Consider the following 19,266-nt stretch of genomic DNA (forward strand, 5'->3'; position numbering starts at 1 on the left):
CGGGCGTAGCCCCACGCCCATGCGGGCAGCAGGCTATCGAACTGAGCAAAAACGCGCGGCGCGGCCCGCGCGTTTTTTACTTCCGGGGCCGCATCATGGGCCTGCGGTTGCCGCGCGCCGCGCTTTCGTGCTACAAAGCCGATCCCCCCGACCTTTCCTCTCTTGCGCGCGCATTCGCTGCGGCGCGCTCTTGCCATGACCAGCTTCTGCGCGATTGACTTCGGAACCTCCAATTCGGCGGTGGCGCTCCCGGCAGCGGCCGACGGCGCGATGCGCCTCGCGCCGGTGGAAGGCGCGCACACCACCTTGCCCACGGCGGTGTTCTTCAACGTCGACGAACACACGCGCGAATTCGGGCGTGCGGCGCTTGCGTCCTATATCGACGGCTTCGACGGCCGGCTGATGCGCTCGATGAAGAGCATCCTCGGCTCGCCGCTCGCCGAGAGCACGACCGACCTCGGCGACGGCAGCGCGATTCCTTATACCGAGATCATCACGATCTTCCTGGAGCACCTGAAGCGCAGTGCCGAGCGCTGCTCGGGTGCGCCCATCACGCGTGCTGTGCTGGGTCGCCCCGTCTTCTTCGTCGACGAAGACCCGCGCGCCGACAAGCTCGCCCAGGACCAGCTCGAAGCGGCGGCGCGCCGCGTGGGCTTTCGGGAAATCGAGTTCCAGTACGAGCCGATTGCGGCGGCGTTCGACTATGAGTCGCGCCTCGCGCAAGAAGGGCTCGTGCTCGTAGCCGACATTGGCGGGGGTACGTCGGACTTCTCGCTCGTGCGTGTGGGGCCGGATCGTATGTCGCGCCTCGAGCGCAAGGACGACGTGCTCGCGCACCACGGCGTGCACGTGGCGGGTACCGACTTCGACCGCCGCGTCGAACTCGCGACCATCCTGCGCGAACTGGGCTACCAGTCGCTCGATCCCGAGGGCCGCGAAGTGCCGAACCGCATCTATTTCGATCTGGCGACCTGGCACCTCATCAACACGATCTACACGCCCAAGCGCGCGACCGAGCTGAAGCTCATGCGCCATCTGTACCCGAACACGCGTCAACACGACCGGCTGATGCGCGTGGTCGACGAGCGGCTGGGGCACGCGCTCACGGCGCGCGCCGAGGAGGCGAAGATCGGTGTTTCCGCGGGCGGGGAGACGATGATCGACCTCGAGGCGGTCGAGACGGATCTGCGCCTTGCGTTCGGCGACGCGCAACTCGTCGAGGCGGGCCGCGAGGAGACGCGGCGCATCGTGCAGGCCGCACGTGAAACGGTGCAGGCGGCGGGTGTGGCGCCCGGGCAGGTGAGCGCGCTTTACTTCACGGGCGGCTCCACCGGCCTCGTATTCCTGACGCAGGCGCTGGCGGAGGCGTTTCCGCAGTCGCAGGCCGTGTTCGGCGACCGTCTTGCCAGCGTGGCGACGGGCCTGGGCATTCACGCGCAGCGCCTGTTCGGCTGAATACGCGGCTGAATGCGCGGCTGAACGCGCGGGGAATCTGATCCCCGTTGAAAATCCGTTCTGAAAAACGCAGGCAAGAAAAAACCCCACCTTCGAGAAGAAGCGTGGGGTTTTTCGGTAAGCTTGCTAGTCAGGAACTTCGCAGAAGCTGCGTTCAGATCCTAAATGCCTTAGCAGACCAATAAGCGCAGTACTTAGACCGGCTTGATGTTGGCAGCTTGCTTGCCCTTCGGGCCCGTGCGGACTTCGAATTGAACCTTTTGGTTCTCTTGCAGCGTCTTGAAGCCGTCAACCTTGATTTCCGAGAAGTGCGCGAACAGGTCTTCGCCGCCGCCGTCCGGAGTGATAAAGCCAAAGCCCTTAGCGTCATTGAACCACTTGACGGTACCGGTTTCCATATTACTTTCCTAAAAATGAATGAAGGCCGAAGCCCGAGAGGTGCACGAAAATCAAGGAAGGGGTATGGGACCAGCCGGAGTACCGTTGATGGGCGAACTACGAAAGACCTATTCACACTCGCCGCTTGAAATCCTGCCCGAACTTTATACGGCTAAACGCCATGAAGGTCAACTAGGTCCCCGGGAAAGTTCGTATTTTTTTGCTACAGGGTCGAAACTGACCCTTACAAACCTTGATAAGCAAATGACTTTTTTGTATTAGGCCGTCGTTTTTGGCGCCCTTCCGTGGTGCAACCGGTTAAACTACGCGCCGCGCTGAAGTTGCGCCTACAGGCGCAATCTTTCGTGTGGAGGTACGACAACCGCGGGAAACCCGCCCGCACAACAGACGGGATAAACGCGTTGTCGAGCTGCTCTTGAAACAGGAGAAGACGTGAAAAGTTCTATTCAACGGAACATCGGCCCGTTCGCGCTGATGTTCACCGGCCTTGGGTCGATTATCGGTTCGGGCTGGCTGTTCGGCGCGTGGAAGGCGGCGAAGATTGCAGGCCCGGCGGCCGTTTGCGCCTGGATCATCGGCGCCGTGGTCATTCTGGCCATCGCGCTCACCTACGCCGAACTCGGTGCGATGTTCCCGGAGTCGGGCGGTATGGTCCGTTACGCCCGCTACTCGCACGGCGCACTGGTGGGCTTCATCAGCGCGTGGGCCAACTGGATCGCCATTGTCTCGGTGATCCCGATCGAAGCCGAAGCCTCGATCCAGTACATGAGTACCTGGCCCTATGACTGGGCGCACGCGCTCTTCGTCGACGGGTCATTGACGCATTCAGGGCTCGGCCTTTCGGCGATTCTCGTGATCATCTACTTCATGCTCAACTATTGGGGTGTGAAGCTGTTCGCACGTGCCAACAGCGCGATCACGATCTTCAAGTTCATCATCCCGGGTCTGACGATCATTGGCCTGATGGCTGGAAGCTTCCACCACGAGAATTTCGGCCAGACGACCACGTTCGCGCCGTATGGCTGGTCGGCGGTGTTCACGGCGGTTGCCACCAGCGGCATCGTGTTCGCGTTCAACGGCTTCCAGAGCCCGATCAACCTCGCGGGCGAAGCGCGCAACCCGGCCAAGAGCGTGCCGTTTGCGGTCATTGGCTCGATCCTCTGCGCGCTCGTGATCTACGTGCTGCTGCAGATCGCGTATATCGGCGCGGTCAATCCGGCTGACGTCGCGAAGGGCTGGAACACGTTCAACTTCAAGTCGCCGTTCGCGGAACTCGCGATCGCGCTGAACCTGAACTGGCTCGCGATCCTGCTGTATGTGGACGCGTTCGTGAGCCCGAGCGGCACCGGTACGACCTACATGGCGACGACCTCGCGCATGATCTACGCGATGGAGCGCAACAACACGATGCCGAAGATGTTCGGCAACGTGCACCCGTTCTACGGCGTGCCGCGCAACGCGATGTGGTTCAACCTGCTCGTCTCGTTCATCTTCATGTTCTTCTTCCGCGGCTGGAGCTCGCTCGCGGCAGTGATCTCGGTGGCGACGGTGATTTCGTACCTGACGGGCCCGATCAGCCTGATGGCGCTCAAGCGCGCCGCCACGGACATCGAGCGCCCGCTGAACGTGCCGTTCATGAAGGTGATCGCGCCGTTCGCGTTCGTCTGCGCTTCGATGATCCTGTACTGGGCGAAGTGGCCGCTGACCGGCGAAATCATTCTGCTGATGGTCGTCGCGCTGCCGGTGTACTTCTACTTCCAGGGCAAGCAGGGCTATGAAGGCTGGGGCCAGGATCTGAAGGCTGCATGGTGGCTGTGTGCGTACCTGCCGATCATGGCGCTGCTCTCGCTGCTCGGCAGCAAGCAGTTCGGCGGCAGCGGTCTGCTTCCCTACGGCTGGGACATGCTCGTCGTCGCGCTGATCTCGCTCGTGTTCTATTACTGGGGCGTGAATTCGGGCTACCGCTCGCCGTACCTCGCGGAACGCGAGGAGCACGACGAAGTCCTCGAAGGTATCGGCGCGCACTAAGTATCAAACCAAGCGTCGCGCAATACAAAAAGCCCGCCTGAAGCGATTCAGGCGGGCTTTTTTGCCTTTTGAGCAAGCGCGAGCCAGTGTGGCGGCTCGCCGCGGCGTTACTGCACCGCGCTGCCGAACACGTAGTTCGTCATCGCGAGCGCGCGCTGGTAGGTGCCGAGCGACTGCACACCGAGTGTGTAGTCGTCGTCGGCCGCGCCGAGCGCCGCGAAGACGGGCAGCAGATGCTCGTCGGTCGGGTGCATGAGCACGGCGTGCGGTGCACGCTGGCGGTAGTCGAGCAATGCGTCGATGTCGCGCGCGGCGAGGTGATTCTCGAACCACTCCGTGAACTCGGCCACGCGCGGATCGGCATCTTCCGGGCGCGCCGAGAAGTCCGCCTCGCGCAGGTTATGCGTGATCTGGCCCGAGCCGATCACCATCACGCCTTCGTCGCGCAGCGAGCGCAGCGCGCGGCCCAGCGCAAAGTGATGCGCGGCGTTGGCGCGTGGCTGCACCGAAAGCTGGGCGACGGGCACGTCGGCGTCGGGGAACATCAGCAGCATGGGCACCCACGCGCCATGGTCGAGGCCATGCGCTTGCTCATCGACAGGAACGCCTTGCTCGCGCAGCAGCGCCGCTGCGCGCTGCGCCATCTCGGGAGCGCCCGGCGCGGGGTACTGGATTTCGTACAGCGCGCGCGGAAAGCCGTAGAAGTCGTGGATGGTTTCAGGCTGCGAGGCGGTGCTCACCGCGGGGCGCATCGTGCCCCAATGCGCGGAAAGCATGAGCACCGACTGCGGACGCGGCAAATGCTGCGAGAGCGCGGTAAAGCCGCCAGAAGGCAGCGACGGGTCGATCGGCAGCGTAGGCGCACCGTGCGAGAGGAAAAGGGAAGGCGTGCGGGTAGTCATGATCGTGGGCTGGCCGCGCCGGGGCGGTTCAAAAGTATCGTATTGCGATCAATATAAGACCCAACCGTCGCGAATTAAACGGGCCGAAAGGGAATTGATTGTGTCGCCGATATTGATAATCGAAGCGGCGCAGAAAGATGCGGCAGGCGCTTACTCGTCGCCGCCGCGCAGCCCCGGCCAGGCGGGCGAGAGCGCGGGCCCGAGCGCGAACAGGTCGAGCACGCGCGCGACCGTGTGATCGACCATCTCGTCGATCGAAGCCGGCTGGTTGTAGAACGCCGGCAGCGGCGGGAAGATCACGCCGCCCATTTCGGTCACGGCCGTCATGTTGCGCAGATGCGCGAGGTTGAACGGCGTTTCGCGTACGAGCAGCACGAGACGGCGGCGTTCCTTGAGCGTGACGTCGGCGGCGCGCGCGATCAGATTGTCGGAGAGGCCATGGGCGACGCTCGCGAGCGTTTTCATCGAGCAGGGCGCGACGATCATGCCGTCGGTCGCGAACGAACCCGAAGCGATGGTCGCGCCGACATCGCGTACTGAATGCACGACATCGGCGCGCGCGTGCAGATCGTCCTTCGTGAGCTGCAGCTCGTGCTGGATGTTGAGCCAGCCCGCGGCGGAAACGAGCAGGTGCGTTTCGACGCCGCCCAGCCGCCGCAGCATGTCGAGCATGCGAACGCCGTAAATCGCGCCCGTGGCCCCCGTGATCGCGACGATCAGCCGGCGTTGCGGCAGTTGTGCGATAGCAGGCGAGGCTTGGGAGGCAGTATTCACGTCAGGCGGTCAGGCGGGAGTCGAAGCGAAGGCGAGGTGAGGTCGAGGCGAAGGCGCCTCAAGACTAGCGCCGGCGTAGCGCGCCGTGCGCTCGGGACGGCGCGGGCGCCACGCAATGCGCCCGATGCCGCCCCGTTGCCGGCACTTACGCCGCGGCGAAGAGCTGCTGCAGCTCGCCGTTCTGGTACATCTCCATCATGATGTCCGAGCCGCCGATGAACTCGCCCTTCACGTAGAGCTGCGGGATGGTCGGCCAGTTCGAGAATTCCTTGATGCCCTGGCGGACCGCGTCGTCCTCGAGCACGTTGACGGTCTTGAACTGATCGACGCCGCAGGCTTTCAGGATCTGCACCGCGCGACCGGAGAAGCCGCACATCGGGAACTGCGCGTTGCCCTTCATGAAGAGGACGACGGCGTTTTCGTCGACGATCTGCTTGATGCGTTGTTGGGTGTCCATGACTGACCTTGCGATTGAATTGATGCTGAATACGTTGGAATGCAGGATGAAATGATAGCGGATTTCGCCTGAGCGGGCCGGGCGTGGCCAGCGTTGCGCTCAAATGCGCCTGGTTGCGCTCAGCCAGCCGGCAACGGAAGACGCCCGCCGCTGATGCGCTCGATCCCGGCCAGATCGCGCTCGGAGCGCACGTCCGTGAATCCGGCGCTTTCCAGCAACGCCCGCACAGCGGCCGCCTGGTCGTAGCCGTGCTCCATCCAGAGCACGCCACCCGGCGCGAGCCGGGCCGGTGCGCCCGCGACGATCGCGCGCAAGGCGGTGAGGCCGTCGGCTTCGTCGGTGAGCGCGCCGCGCGGCTCGAAGCGCAGGTCGCCTTGCTCCAGATGCGGGTCGCCGCTCGCGATATAGGGCGGATTGCTCACGATCGCCTCGAAGCGCAGCGCCGGATCGAGCGTGTCGTACCAGCTGCCCGCGACGAACGCGAGCGGGCCGCCGGGGCGCCCCACGTCGAGCAGCTTGGCGGCGTTGCGCGATGCCACGTCGAGCGCGGCCGCCGAGCGGTCGACGGCCCAGACGCGCGCATCGGGCCTTGCCGAGGCGAGCGCCACCGCAATCGCGCCGCTGCCGGTGCCGAGGTCGAGCACGCGCGGCTGTGCGATGCCTTCGAGCGCCGCAAGCGCGGTTTCCACGAGCACCTCGGTATCGGGGCGCGGAATCAGCACATCGGGCGTCACGTCGAAGTCGAGGCCGTAGAACTCGCGCGCGCCGACGAGTTGCGCGATCGGCTCGCCGTGCGCGCGGCGCGCTTCGAGGTCGCGGTAGGCCGCGACGGCGCTCGTTTCAAGCGCTTCGTCGCCGCGCGTGATGAGTTCGGTGCGGCGCCACCCGAGTACGTGCATCAGCAGAATGCGCGTCTCCAGCGCGGGCAGCGGCGAGGCGCGCAGCAGCGCCTCAGCGGTAACGGCTTCGCTCATGTTTGATGCACGCTCAATCCGCGTCGCCCAGCGACGCAAGCTGCTCGGCCTGATGCTCGGAAACGAGCGCGCCGATCAGTTCGCCGAGGTCGCCGTCCATGATTGCTTCGAGGCGATAGAGCGTGAGGTTGATACGGTGATCGGTGAGCCGCCCCTGCGGAAAGTTGTAGGTGCGGATGCGCTCCGAGCGGTCGCCCGAGCCCACGAGGCTCTTGCGCGTGGCCGCTTCCTTCGCGTGCTGCTCCTGGTACTGCTTGTCCTTGATGCGCGCGGCGAGCACCTTGAGCGCGCGGTCCTTGTTCTTGTGCTGCGAGCGGTCGTCCTGGCACTCCACGACGATGCCGGTCGGAAGGTGCGTCACGCGCACGGCCGAATCGGTCTTGTTGATGTGCTGGCCGCCCGCGCCTGAGGCCCGGAACGTATCGATGCGCAAGTCGGCGGGATTGATCTCGACTTCGCCGATCTCGTCGGCTTCCGGCATCACCGCGACCGTGCAGGCCGACGTGTGGATGCGGCCCTGCGTTTCGGTGGCGGGCACGCGCTGCACGCGATGGCCGCCCGACTCGAACTTGAGCTTCGAGTACGCCGCCTCGCCCGCAATGCGCACGATCACTTCCTTGTAGCCGCCGAGATCCGACTCGCTCGCCGACATCATCTCGATCTGCCAGCGATTGCGCTCTGCGTAGCGCAGATACATGCGCAGCAGGTCGCCCGCGAAGAGGGCAGACTCGTCGCCGCCCGTGCCCGCACGGATTTCGAGGAACACGTTGCGGTCGTCGTTGGGGTCTTTCGGCAGCAGCATCATCTGCAATTCGTGCTGGAGCTGCGCCATGCGCTCGCGCGCGGCTTTCACCTCTTCTTCGGCGAAGTCGCGCATCGAGGTGTCGGAGAGCAGGTCTTTCGCCGCGGCCTCGTCGTCTTTGGCCTGTCGCCATTGGCCGTAGTGCTCGACCACCGGCCCCAGTTCAGCATGCTCGCGCGTGAGCTTGCGGTACTGATCGCGGTTCGAGGTCACGTCGGGACGGCTCAACAGGTCGTTTAGCTCGGCCAGGCGTGTAGTCAGCTGGTCGAGCTTCGATTGCATGCTCGTTTTCATCGGGCGGTGCGGAGCGAACTCCGGATAGGACTGCGAGAGAGAAGAGGCGGGCGTGCGGCCCGGTTGTGCAGGGTGCGCATGGCGCGCGCCCGAGCCCGGGCGTCGCTAACGGTCGGAGGAACCGGACGAATCAGAGGAGTCGGCGGAGCGCGAGGCGCCCGTGACGTCCGATGCGCTTTGCGAGACTTCGGTTGCCTTGGCCGGCTGGCCGTGGCGGTAAAAGCCGCCCATCAGCTCGATGAGCGAGTCGCGCTGATCGCCGCTCGACGTGTTGAGCGCATGCGTCGGACCGTGGATCAGCTTGTTGGTGAGCGACTGCGACAGCGCTTCGAGCACGGCGGACGGGTCGTCGCCGCGCGCGAGCATCTTGCGGGCGCGTTCGAGCTCGGTGCGACGCAGCGAGTCGGCCTGCGTGTGCATGTGGCGGATGACCGGCACGATGCTGCGCGAATCGAGCCACTGCATGAAGTTCGCCACGCGCGACTCGATGATCGTCTCGGCCTGCGCGACGGCGGCCTGGCGTGAGGCATTGCCTTCGCGCACGATCGTGCCGAGATCGTCGACGGTATAGAGGAACACGTCTTCGAGCTGGGCGACTTCGGGCTCGATGTCGCGGGGTACCGCGAGGTCGACCATGAAAATGGGGCGGTGACGACGCGCCTTCACCGCGCGCTCCACAGCACCCAGGCCGATGATAGGCAGCGTGGACGCCGTGCACGAGACGATGATGTCGAATTCGTGCATGCGCGTAGGCAGGTCGGAGAGCGGAATGGCGCGCCCGCCGAAACGTTCGGCAACATAGCGCCCGCGCTCGGCGGTGCGGTTTGCGACGACCAGTTCTCGCGGCTGCTGCGCGGCGAAGTGCGCGGCGCACAGTTCGATCATCTCGCCCGCGCCGATGAAGAGCACGCGCTGGTTGGCGATCTTGTCGAAGATGCGCTGTGCGAGGCGCACGGCGGCGGCGGCCATGGAGACCGATTGCGCACCGATTTCAGTCGTGCTGCGCACTTCTTTCGCCACGGCGAACGTGCGCTGGAACAACTGGTTCAAATAGGTGCCGAGCGCGCCCGCTTCGGTCGCGGTGCGCACCGCGGTCTTCATCTGGCCGACGATCTGCGTTTCGCCCAGCACCATCGAATCGAGCCCCGAAGCCACCCGGAACGCGTGACGCACCGCTTCGGACTGCGGCAGCGTGTAGACGTGCGGCGCAAGTTCCTCTTCGCGGATGCCGTGGTAATGCGAAAGCCAGCTCACGGCGGCGTCGCGCGAGCTTTGCGCGTCGGTCGCGCAATAAAGCTCGGTGCGGTTGCACGTGGAGAGAATGGCGGCTTCCGGCGCGCTCAGCGAACGCTTGCCGGACCACGCTTCCTTGAACAGGGCGAGCGCGGGCTTGATCTGTTCGAGCGGAAACGCCACGCGTTCGCGCAAGGCGACGGGCGCGGTGTGGTGATTGATTCCGATCGTTAGAAGCTGCATACCATGGGGGCGAGATTTAGGCGGATATTATAACTTTTCCTCGCTTCCGACATTCGCGTCGACAGAGTCCGACACTCCGGCAGGTGATATGGGGAGTCTTTCGAGCTGGTAGCCAAAGCCGTACAAAGTGGTCAAACGCCAGCCGTACTCGGGCCCGAGCTGCAATTTGCTGCGCAGGCGGGAGGCGTGTGTGTCGAGCGTGCGCGACCGAACGTCGCGGTTCAGATTCCACACGGTTTCGAGGATGCGCGCTCGCGAAACGGGGCGCGATGCATTGGTAAAGAGCAGCAGCGCGAAGCGGTATTCCTTGGGCGTGAGCGTGACGGTGTGACCCCGAAACGATACTTCGTAACGCCCGGAATCGAAGAGGTAGTCCCCAAAGCCATGACGGGCGCGGTTGCGTGGCCGGCGCACGCCGGCGCGGCGCAGGAGCGCGTCGATGCGCGCGAGCATTTCAGGGCCGCGCACGGGCTTGGCGATGCAGTCGTCCGCACCGGCCTGCAGGCTCGCAACGATCTCGCTTTCATGGGGCGCGAGCATCAGGGCGATGGCGGGCAGACCGGGGAGCAACCTGCGCGCCTGGGGGATGACGTCGTCAGCGCCAACGTCGCCGCACCACCATGCCGCGATCAACAGGTCGAAGGTTTCGTCTTCGAGGGTTTCGAAGAGTTGGGCGCCAAGCGGGAAGTGCTGGCATGCGTGCCCGCCCGCAATGAGCAGGCGGACGAGGGTTTCGGCCTGACCGGCGTCTGGTTCGACAAGGGCGATTCGCATACGAGAGAGTGCGGCTGGAGCGGCCCGGATGCGCTTGCCTTGCGCCATCCTGCCCCCTACACTCAACCGCTACGCGGGAAGCGCCGAGCCGACCGTTTTCCAGTTTTAAAAGAGACTAACCAAGTTGCAAATGCTAGCTCTCGTGCTTCGGCAGTCCTATCAGACTTATCCGAAAACCTATAGGACAAGTCTTTAATGGGCTGGACCGGTATTGTCATTCTTGGTCTGGTGGTGGGCTGTGCGGGATGGTGGCTCCATCCCCTGCGCCGTGCCGCACGCCACTCGCTCGCGCTGGCGGCCGTGGCCGGCGTGCTCGGTGCGGCGCTCGCGAACGCGGCCGGCAGTGCAACCGGTCTTTTCTACGATGGCGAGTTGCTCCAGTGGCCGCTTTGCACGGCACTCGCGCTCGTTTTCGTGGGTGTGTGTATGGCGCTGCGCGCTCGTTGGAGCTAGCCGCACGCAGCCGCTCCGCCCAAGGCGCCGCCTTTGGCCAAACCCAGATCTTCCGCTTCGAATTCTTCGCAGGTGAAAACATGAACGCCCGACTCCCCGAAACCTCCTCGATTCCCGAACGCATTGCCGCCCTGCGCGCCGCGATGGCGCGCGCCGGTGTGGATGCCGCCCTCGTGCCGTCCGCCGATCCGCATCTGTCCGAATACCTGCCGCGCCGCTGGCAAGGGCGCGAATGGCTCTCGGGCTTCACCGGCTCGGTGGGCACGCTCGTGGTGACGAAGGATTTCGCGGGCGTTTGGGTCGACAGCCGCTACTGGGTGCAGGCCGAGCAGCAACTGGCCGACACCGGCATCCAGCTCATGAAGATGATAGGTGGCCAGCAGAGCGCACCGCACATCGACTGGCTCGCGCAGAACGTGAGCGCGGGCGGCGCGGTGGCCGTGGACGGCGCGGTGCTCGGCGTGGCTTCGGCGCGCGCGCTGGCCGATGCGCTCAAGGCGCGCGACGTCGCGCTGCGCACGGACCTCGATCTGCTCGACGACGTCTGGCAGGGCCGCCCGTCGCTGCCGCTCGAGCCCGTGTACGAGCACGTCGCGCCGCACGCCGACACGAGCCGCGCCGGCAAGCTCGACCAGGTTCGCCGCGCGATGCAAGAAAAGGGCGCGCAGTGGCACTTCGTCTCCACGCTCGACGACCTCGCCTGGCTCTTCAACCTGCGCGGCGCGGACGTCAACTACAACCCGGTGTTCGTTGCGCACGCGCTGATCGGGCCGGACGAGGCGACGCTTTTCGTCGCCGACGGCAAGGTGAGCGAGGCGCTCGTGCAGTCGCTCGCGAAAGACAAGGTGCGCGTCGCGCCCTATGCCGAGGCTGCCGCCGCGCTCGCGGCGCTGCCCGCGAAAGCCGCGCTGCTCGTCGACCCGCGCCGCGTAACGTACGGCTTGCTGCAGGCGGTGGCGTCGGCGGTGAAGCTCGTGGAGTCGGTCAATCCGAGCACGTTCTTCAAATCGCGCAAGACGGCCGCAGAAGCCGATCACGTGCGCGCGACCATGGAGCAGGACGGCGCGGCGCTCGCCGAATTCTTCGCGTGGTTCGAGGCCGCGCTTGGCCGCGAGACCATCACCGAACTGACCATCGACGAAAAGCTTTCCGCCGCGCGTGCGCGCCGCGCGGGCTTCAAGTCGCTCTCGTTCGCGACGATCGCCGGCTTCAACGCGAACGGCGCGATGCCGCACTACCGCGCCACGCCCGAATCGCACAGCGTGATCGAAGGCAATGGCCTGCTGCTCATCGACTCGGGCGGCCAGTACCTCGACGGCACCACGGACATCACGCGTGTCGTGCCCGTGGGCACACCGAGCGCGGAGCAAAAGCGCGACTTCACGCTCGTGCTCAAGGGCATGATGGCGCTCTCGCGCGCGAAGTTCCCGCGCGGCATCCGCTCGCCGATGCTCGACGCCATCGCGCGCGCGCCGATCTGGGAAGCGGGTGCGGACTACGGCCACGGCACCGGCCACGGTGTGGGCTACTTCCTGAACGTGCACGAAGGTCCGCAGGTCATCTCGCACTACGCGCCGGCCGAGCCCTGGACCGCGATGGAAGAGGGCATGATCACCTCGGTCGAGCCGGGCATCTACCGGCCGGGCAAGTGGGGTGTGCGCATCGAGAATCTCGTGCTGAACCAGCGCGCCGAAACGACCGAATTCGGCGACTTCCTCGACTTCGAGACGCTCACGCTTTGCCCGATCGACACGCGCTGCATTGATCTGGCGCACTTGCGTGCGGACGAGCGTGAATGGCTCAATGCGTACCACCAGACGGTGCGTGTGCGCGTGGCGCCGCACGTGAGCGGCGATGCGCTCGCGTGGCTCGAAAAGCGCACGCAGCCGATCTGATTTCCTCTGGTCATCAATGGGTGTTCAAGCGGAGCGCAAACGCATGACGATCAAGGCAGTGGTGTTCGATTTCGGCGGGGTGCTGGTGGACTGGAGTCCCGAGCATCTCTATCGCAAGCTCATTCCCAACGACGACGAGCGCCGCTGGTTCCTCACGAACGTCTGCAAGATGGACTGGGTGATCCGCCAGGACGGCGGTGAGCCCATCGCCGTCGGCACCGAGGAACTGGTCGCGAAGTTTCCCGAGCACGAGGCGCTTATCCGCGCATTCTACGAGCGCTGGCACGAGATGATTGCAGGGCTGCTCGAGGGCGGCGTCGCCACCTTCGAGCGCCTCGAGGCGGCGGGCGTGCCGATCTTCGGTCTCACGAACTGGTCGGCCGAGACGTTTCCGTGGGCGTGGGAGCGCTTCGGCATCCTGCGCCGCTGCCGCGATATCGTCGTGTCGGGCCGCGTGAAGCTCGTGAAGCCCGATCCGGCGATCTTCCACGAGATGTTTCGCCGTATCGACGTGCAGTTGCCTGGCGTGAAGCCCGAGGAACTCGTTTTCATCGACGACAACGCGCACAACGCCAAAGCCGCCACCGCGCTCGGCTGGCATGGCGTGCATCACACGAGCAACGCCGCCACCGACGCGAAACTGCGCGAACTCGGCCTGCCGGTCTAACCGCGCTGGCGTCCGCGCCCCTGCGCGTTATTTCGATGCAGGCGCCGGCGCCACCGGCTGCAGCAAGCTGCGCAGCGCGTCGGCGATCCCCTTCGCGGTTTGCCCGGCGCCCTTCGCCACCCCTTCCGCGCTCACGCCGAGCGCCTGTGCGAAGCCTGCGCGCAACTCCGTCATCAGGTTTTCGTTGAGCTTGAATTTCGGGTCGCGCAGGTTGCCTTCGAGCACGAAATGCAGCGTGATCTCACCGTTGTGCGCCTTCAGTGCCGCCACGGCGGCGCGCGTCGGAATCGACAGGAAGGTGTCCACGGCGTCGCCGCTTTCCGCGAGTTGCAGGTTGTGCAACGTGAGCGTGCCCGGCGCGTGCAGGTGATAGCCGCGCACGGTCGAATTCAGGTCGAGGTCGAGCGTGCCGCCCGTCACGTTGGCCTTCGCGCCAGCCTTTTTCAGCAGGTAGGGATCGATCGTGCGCACATCCATGCCGCGCAACGTCGTATGGAGTTGCGAGTCCTTGCTCGCAATCTGCATCCAGCCGTTGAACGTCATGCGTCCAGTGTGCTCCGGACCGACGACATTGCCCGTCACCGAAACGCGCGTGGGCTCGCTCAGCGCGGGCAGATGGACATTGTCGACGCTCGCCCGCGCGCGGTTCACCGTGACGCGCCACGGCGGATTGCTCACCGAGCGGTCGTAGAAGTCGAATGTGCCGTTTTCCAAGCCGATGTGGTCGATGACCTTTTCCTGAGGCAGGCTGGTGCCTCCCTGCGCGGCGCTCGCGTCGCTTTGCGTCATTTCTTCGCGCAAGTTCGGCAGGATCTGGATCGAGCCGCTTTCCTGGCGCAGCACCGTCATCGTGAAGTCGCTCACGGTCACGTCGCGAATATGCACGCGGTGCGAGAGCAGCGCGCGCAGGTCGGGCGTGATCGTGATGCGCGCGGCGCGCAGCGTGTCGGCGGTGGGCCAGTGGGGCGGGGGCTTCAGGCGCACGTCGATGAGTTCGACGGACGAGAGATCCAATGCCACGTTCACGCTCGCGGCCGTGCCGACGGGCGCGAGCGCGCGCTCCACGTACGCCTTTGCCTCGCGCTGCAGTGCGTAGAGCGTGCCGAGCGCCGCGAGCACGAGCAGCGCGACGACGATCGCCACAATCAGGAGAACACGGTTGCGCAGCGGCATCGCCATGCGGAATTCCTTGCGGAGAATGGCCGGGAGTTCAGGCCCGAAGTGACCCTAAGCGTAGCGGCTTTCGAGCAACCGCCATGCCGCGCGCGCCGCCAAAACGACAACGGCGGCCCGCGGGCCGCCGTTGTTTGCTATCGATCCAGCACGCTTAGCGGCTGATCGGCTTGTAGCGCAGACGCTTCGGACGCGCGGCTTCTTCGCCCAGACGCTTGATCTTGTCGGCCTCGTACTCCTGATAGTTGCCGTCGAAGAACGTGACCTGCGAGTCGCCTTCGAACGCGAGGATGTGCGTGGCGATACGGTCGAGGAACCAGCGATCGTGCGAAATCACCATGACCGAGCCCGCGAATTCGAGCAGGGCGTCTTCGAGCGCGCGCAGCGTTTCGACGTCGAGATCGTTCGACGGCTCGTCGAGCAGCAGGACGTTGCCGCCCGAAATGAGCGTCTTGGCCAGATGCAGGCGACCACGCTCACCGCCCGAGAGGTTGCCGACGATCTTCTGCTGATCGCCGCCCTTGAAATTGAAGCGGCCGATGTACGCGCGCGAAGGCGTTTCGTACTTGCCCACGGTCAGCACGTCCGCGCCGCCCGAGATTTCCTCGAACACGGTCTTGTTGGCGGCCAGCGCGTCGCGGCTCTGGTCGACGTAGGCGAGCTTGACCGTCGGGCCTTGCACGATCTCGCCCGAATCCGGCTGTTCCTTGCCCGTGAGCATGCGGAAGAGCGTCGACTTACCCGCGCCGTTCGGCCCGATGATGCCGACGATCGCGCCTGCGGGAATCTTGAAGCTGAGGTCGTCGATGAGCAGACGGTCGCCGTAGGACTTGCTGACGTTCTTGAACTCGATGACTTCGTTGCCCAGACGCTCGCCCGCCGGAATGAAGATTTCCTGCGTTTCGTTGCGCTTCTGGTAATCCGAGCTCGACAATTCCTCGAAGCGGGCGATACGCGCCTTCGACTTCGCCTGACGTCCCTTCGGGTTCTGGCGCACCCACTCCAGTTCCTTCTTGATCGCCTTCTGGCGAGCGGATTCCGTCGCTTCTTCCTGCTTCAGACGCTCTTCCTTCTGGTCGAGCCAGCTGGAGTAGTTGCCCTTCCAGGGAATGCCGTGGCCGCGGTCGAGTTCGAGAATCCACTCGGCGGCGTTGTCGAGGAAGTAGCGGTCGTGGGTCACGGCGACCACGGTGCCCGGGAAGCGCGTGAGGAACTGCTCGAGCCACTCGACCGATTCGGCGTCGAGGTGGTTGGTCGGTTCGTCGAGCAGCAGCATGTCCGGCTTTTCGAGCAGCAGCTTGCACAGCGCCACGCGGCGCTTTTCACCGCCCGAGAGGTTGCCGATTTTCGCGTCCCAGGCCGGCAGGCGCAGGGCATCTGCCGCGATTTCGATCTGTTGCTCGGCGCTGCCGTCGGTCGTCGCGAGAATCGCCTCGTACTTTGCCTGCTCGGCGGCGAGTGCGTCGAAGTCGGCGTCCGGTTCCGCGTAGGCGGCATAGATTTCGTCGAGCTTTTTCTGCGCGTTGAACACGTCGCCGAGACCTTCTTCGACCGCTTCGCGCACGGTCTTTTCCGGGTCGAGCTGCGGTTCTTGCGGCAGGTAGCCGATGTTGAGGTTGGGCATCGGCGTGGCTTCGCCTTCGATGTCCTTGTCGACGCCGGCCATGATCTTGATGAGCGTGGACTTGCCCGAGCCGTTCAGGCCGAGCAGGCCGATCTTCGCGCCGGGGAAGAACGACAGCGAGATGTCCTTCAGGATCTGGCGCTTGGGCGGCACGATCTTGCCGACCCGGTTCATGGTGAAGACGTATTGGGCCATGAGAGTGTCTTTGGAAACGGGAAAAAGGGGCGGAAGTGTGTCTCGAACGCGACGTACGCCGCGTCGGAACCGCGAATTGGGGTGACGCGCAAAGCGCTATTGTACGGGGCGCGGGCGGCGGGGGAGTGACGCTTGCCTGCCGCCGCGCTCTCGCGCGCTCAGCCGTAAAAAAGCCCGCTCACGAGCGGGCTTTTTTGGCATTGCCTCGCCACTGCGCTTACACGTTGAACAGGAAGTTCATCACGTCGCCGTCGTGCACGACGTATTCCTTGCCTTCGGCGCGCATCTTGCCGGCTTCCTTCGCGCCGGTTTCGCCCTTGTACTGGACGTAGTCCGCGAACGCGATGGTCTGCGCGCGGATGAAGCCGCGCTCGAAGTCGGTGTGGATCGCACCGGCGGCTTGCGGCGCCGTGTCGCCGATATGGATCGTCCACGCGCGCACTTCCTTCACGCCGGCCGTGAAATACGTTTGCAGACCAAGCAGCTTGAAGCCCGCGCGGATCACGCGGTCGAGGCCGGGCTCTTCCATGCCCATGTCAGCGAGGAAGGCGATCTTGTCTTCGTCGTCGAGGTCGGCGATTTCCGCTTCGATCGCAGCGCACACGGCCACGACCGGCGCGCCTTCGGCGTCGGCGTGCTTGCGCACGGCGTCCAGGTGCGGATTGTTCTCGAAGCCGTCTTCCTTCACGTTCGCGACGTACATCGTCTTCTTCGCGGTGATCAGGCAGAACGGCTTGAGAAGCGCCTGCTCGTCTTCGTTCAGGTCGAGCGCGCGCACGGGTTTGGCCTGGTCGAGCTGCGCACGCACCTTGTCCAGCACGGCGACGAGCTTCGCGGCTTCCTTGTCGTTGCCCGACTTGGCGGCCTTCGAGTAGCGCGTGAGCGCCTTTTCGACGGTGCCGAGGTCGGCGAGCGCGAGTTCGGTGTTGATGACTTCGATGTCGGAGATCGGGTCGACCTTGCCCGCCACGTGGATCACGTTTTCGTCCTCGAAGCAGCGCACGACGTGCGTGATCGCATCGGTTTCGCGGATGTTGGCGAGGAACTGGTTGCCAAGGCCTTCACCCTTGCTCGCGCCCGCGACCAGACCCGCGATGTCGACGAACTCGACCACGGCCGGCACGACGCGCTCGGGCTTGACGATGTCCGAGAGCGCCTTCAGGCGCGGATCCGGCACTTCGACCACACCGACATTCGGCTCGATCGTGCAGAACGGGTAGTTCTCGGCCGCGATGCCCGCCTTGGTCAGCGCGTTGAAAAGGGTGGACTTGCCGACGTTAGGCAAGCCGACGATGCCGCATTGGAGGCTCATGAAAATCTCTGCATGTCAGGGTGGTGACGTGCGGCTCGCCGCGCGCGAAGGGCCCGGAGCCGGGCGTCTCGCGAAAGCGGGAGCGGCGGGCGGGGCGGCGCAGGGGGCACGTCGGGGGGCGTGACACCGGCTCGCGCGGAGTCACGAAAACCGTAATTGTAACCTCGTCCGGGTGAGGGTTTGCCGCAGGCGTCGCTGTGCCCGTGGGATGGCGTCCTGCGAAGACTTGCTGCGTCGCAACATCCGCGCCCTTCCGGCCCTGTCAGACAAGCGCCCGCGGCTATAATGCGCGCATGACAGCAAGCAACCAGACCTTTGATGTCGCCGTGATCGGCGGCGGGCTCGTCGGCAAGTCGGCGGCACTCGCGCTGACTCAGGGCGGCCTGCGCGTGGCGCTGCTCGCGCAGCCGTGCGCGCCGCTGCCCGCGGGCGCCGTGTTCGACGCGCGCGTGTACGCCTTCTCGCGCAGTTCGCAGGCGCTGTTCGAGCGGCTGCGGGTCTGGCAGGCCGCCGACGCCGCGCGCCTCACGCCCGTCTACGACATGCGCGTGTTCGGCGACGCTGCGGCGGAGCTGCACTTCTCGGCGTATCAGGCGTCGGTTGCGCAGCTCGCGTGGATTGCCGAGTCGTCGGTCATCGAGCGCGCGCTCGACGCCGCGCTGAATTTCCAGCCCAATCTCGCGTGGATCGACACGCGCGCCGAGACGCTGGACGTGAAATCCGACGCTGCCGTGATCGGCCTCGCCAATGGCCGCACGATCGAAGCCGACCTCGCGATCGGCGCGGACGGCGCGCATTCGTGGGTGCGTGCGCAGATCGGTTCGAAGGTCGAGCGGCGCGAATACCGCCAAACCGGCGTGGTCGCCAATTTCCGCGCGCAAAAGCCGCACGGCGAAACGGCGTACCAGTGGTTCCGCGAGGGCGAGATCGTCGCCTTGCTGCCGCTGCCGGATCAGCACGTCTCGCTCGTCTGGTCGGCACAGACTGAACACGCCGATGCGCTTCTCAAGCTCGAGCCGGAGCAGCTTGCCGCTGAAGTCGAGCGCGTTTCGCAAAGCCAGCTCGGTGAGCTCGAGTGCGTCACGGCTGCACGCGGGTTTCCGCTTTCGCTGCAAACCGTGGATCGGCTCGTGGCGCCGCGCGTTGCCCTGGTCGGGGACGCCGCGCATCTGATTCACCCGCTTGCGGGACAGGGCGTGAACCTTGGTTTGCGCGACGTTGCCGCGCTCGTCGACGTCGTCACGAAGAAAGAGGCGTTCCGCGATCTCGGCGACATCGTGCTGCTGCGCCGCTACGAACGCAGCCGCCGCGAGGACATCCAGAAGCTCGTCGTTGCCACCGACGGCCTGCAGCGGCTCTTCTCGTTCCCCGGCACGCTGGCGCGCGCGGTGCGCAACACGGGCATGGCGTTCGTGGGTGCGCAGCCGCTGCTCAAGCGCTGGCTCGTGGCCTCGGCGCTCGGCTAATATTCTCAGGCTTTAGCGCTCATTGACCCCTCGAGCAGGCATTTCGGTTGCTCGAGGCCCGTGCAGCTTAGAATGGCCGTATTGGCCGCGGCCGCAGCGCATGCCGCCCCGGCCACTCAACGGAACTCTGCGCGCGTCGCCCCTCT

The 19,266-nt window shown here is 65.3% G+C and carries 16 protein-coding genes and 1 pseudogene; 6 read left to right on the top strand and 11 right to left on the bottom strand.

Features of this window, described 5'->3' with window-relative positions:
- The first annotated feature begins 195 nt into the window (after window positions 1-195).
- Window positions 196-1,455, top strand: a complete 1,260-nt coding sequence (locus U5A58_RS37820; RefSeq protein WP_321965146.1) for an Hsp70 family protein — start codon at window positions 196-198, stop codon at window positions 1,453-1,455.
- 194 nt (window positions 1,456-1,649) lie between these two features.
- Here the strand turns inward: U5A58_RS37820 and U5A58_RS37825 are convergent, their stop codons facing one another.
- On the bottom strand, window positions 1,650-1,853 hold the full coding sequence (locus U5A58_RS37825) for a cold-shock protein (protein WP_027797379.1): 204 nt from the start codon (window positions 1,851-1,853) through the stop codon (window positions 1,650-1,652).
- A 433-nt stretch (window positions 1,854-2,286) separates the two neighbouring features.
- Here U5A58_RS37825 and U5A58_RS37830 point away from each other — a divergent pair, with 433 nt between their 5' ends.
- The gene (locus U5A58_RS37830; protein ID WP_321915866.1) at window positions 2,287-3,882 is read left to right on the top strand and encodes an APC family permease; all 1,596 of its coding nucleotides are present in this window, start codon (window positions 2,287-2,289) and stop codon (window positions 3,880-3,882) included.
- Window positions 3,883-3,989: 107 nt separating this feature from the next.
- On the opposite strand, the gene U5A58_RS37835 is transcribed toward U5A58_RS37830, so the two are convergent.
- From U5A58_RS37835 to U5A58_RS37865, 7 genes and pseudogenes are all read right to left on the bottom strand, one after another.
- Entirely contained in the window at window positions 3,990-4,784 is a 795-nt protein-coding gene (locus tag U5A58_RS37835) for a class III extradiol ring-cleavage dioxygenase (RefSeq protein ID WP_321965147.1), read from the bottom strand.
- 150 nt (window positions 4,785-4,934) lie between these two features.
- The gene (locus U5A58_RS37840; RefSeq protein WP_321965148.1) at window positions 4,935-5,558 is read right to left on the bottom strand and encodes a UbiX family flavin prenyltransferase; all 624 of its coding nucleotides are present in this window, start codon (window positions 5,556-5,558) and stop codon (window positions 4,935-4,937) included.
- A 145-nt stretch (window positions 5,559-5,703) separates the two neighbouring features.
- Window positions 5,704-6,015 (bottom strand): Grx4 family monothiol glutaredoxin, encoded by a 312-nt coding sequence (gene grxD / locus U5A58_RS37845; protein WP_158758724.1) that lies wholly within the window; start codon window positions 6,013-6,015, stop codon window positions 5,704-5,706.
- Window positions 6,016-6,134: 119 nt separating this feature from the next.
- Window positions 6,135-6,989 (bottom strand): peptide chain release factor N(5)-glutamine methyltransferase, encoded by an 855-nt coding sequence (prmC, locus tag U5A58_RS37850; protein ID WP_321965149.1) that lies wholly within the window; start codon window positions 6,987-6,989, stop codon window positions 6,135-6,137.
- 13 nt (window positions 6,990-7,002) lie between these two features.
- Window positions 7,003-8,085: a peptide chain release factor 1 gene (prfA, locus tag U5A58_RS37855; protein WP_321965150.1), complete on the bottom strand. Its 1,083-nt coding sequence runs from the start codon at window positions 8,083-8,085 to the stop codon at window positions 7,003-7,005.
- Between the two features lie 189 nt (window positions 8,086-8,274).
- Window positions 8,275-9,561 (bottom strand): annotated as a pseudogene (gene hemA, locus U5A58_RS37860) (glutamyl-tRNA reductase); the annotation flags it as partial.
- 27 nt (window positions 9,562-9,588) lie between these two features.
- Window positions 9,589-10,335: a response regulator transcription factor gene (locus tag U5A58_RS37865; RefSeq protein WP_321915922.1), complete on the bottom strand. Its 747-nt coding sequence runs from the start codon at window positions 10,333-10,335 to the stop codon at window positions 9,589-9,591.
- 195 nt (window positions 10,336-10,530) lie between these two features.
- Between U5A58_RS37865 and U5A58_RS37870 the strand changes: the two genes are divergently transcribed.
- The 3 genes from U5A58_RS37870 (at window position 10,531) to U5A58_RS37880 (ending at window position 13,350) form a co-directional block, all read left to right on the top strand.
- Window positions 10,531-10,788, top strand: a complete 258-nt coding sequence (locus U5A58_RS37870; RefSeq protein WP_321965151.1) for a hypothetical protein — start codon at window positions 10,531-10,533, stop codon at window positions 10,786-10,788.
- 80 nt (window positions 10,789-10,868) lie between these two features.
- On the top strand, window positions 10,869-12,683 hold the full coding sequence (locus U5A58_RS37875) for an aminopeptidase P family protein (protein WP_321965152.1): 1,815 nt from the start codon (window positions 10,869-10,871) through the stop codon (window positions 12,681-12,683).
- Between the two features lie 43 nt (window positions 12,684-12,726).
- Complete coding sequence (locus U5A58_RS37880) at window positions 12,727-13,350, top strand: HAD family phosphatase (protein ID WP_321965153.1); 624 nt, start codon at window positions 12,727-12,729, stop codon at window positions 13,348-13,350.
- 27 nt (window positions 13,351-13,377) lie between these two features.
- On the opposite strand, the gene U5A58_RS37885 is transcribed toward U5A58_RS37880, so the two are convergent.
- The 3 genes from U5A58_RS37885 to ychF form a co-directional block, all read right to left on the bottom strand.
- On the bottom strand, window positions 13,378-14,529 hold the full coding sequence (locus tag U5A58_RS37885; RefSeq protein ID WP_321965154.1) for a DUF748 domain-containing protein: 1,152 nt from the start codon (window positions 14,527-14,529) through the stop codon (window positions 13,378-13,380).
- 148 nt (window positions 14,530-14,677) lie between these two features.
- Window positions 14,678-16,342, bottom strand: a complete 1,665-nt coding sequence (gene ettA, locus U5A58_RS37890) for an energy-dependent translational throttle protein EttA (protein ID WP_028218401.1) — start codon at window positions 16,340-16,342, stop codon at window positions 14,678-14,680.
- 217 nt (window positions 16,343-16,559) lie between these two features.
- Window positions 16,560-17,654, bottom strand: a complete 1,095-nt coding sequence (gene ychF / locus U5A58_RS37895; RefSeq protein WP_321965155.1) for a redox-regulated ATPase YchF — start codon at window positions 17,652-17,654, stop codon at window positions 16,560-16,562.
- A gap of 293 nt (window positions 17,655-17,947) precedes the next feature.
- Between ychF and U5A58_RS37900 the strand changes: the two genes are divergently transcribed.
- Window positions 17,948-19,120 (top strand): UbiH/UbiF family hydroxylase, encoded by a 1,173-nt coding sequence (locus U5A58_RS37900; protein ID WP_321915857.1) that lies wholly within the window; start codon window positions 17,948-17,950, stop codon window positions 19,118-19,120.
- Window positions 19,121-19,266 lie beyond the last annotated feature (146 nt).

The organism is Paraburkholderia sp. J7 (assembly GCF_905220155.1).
In the GTDB taxonomy this organism is placed as follows: Bacteria; Pseudomonadota; Gammaproteobacteria; order Burkholderiales; family Burkholderiaceae; genus Paraburkholderia.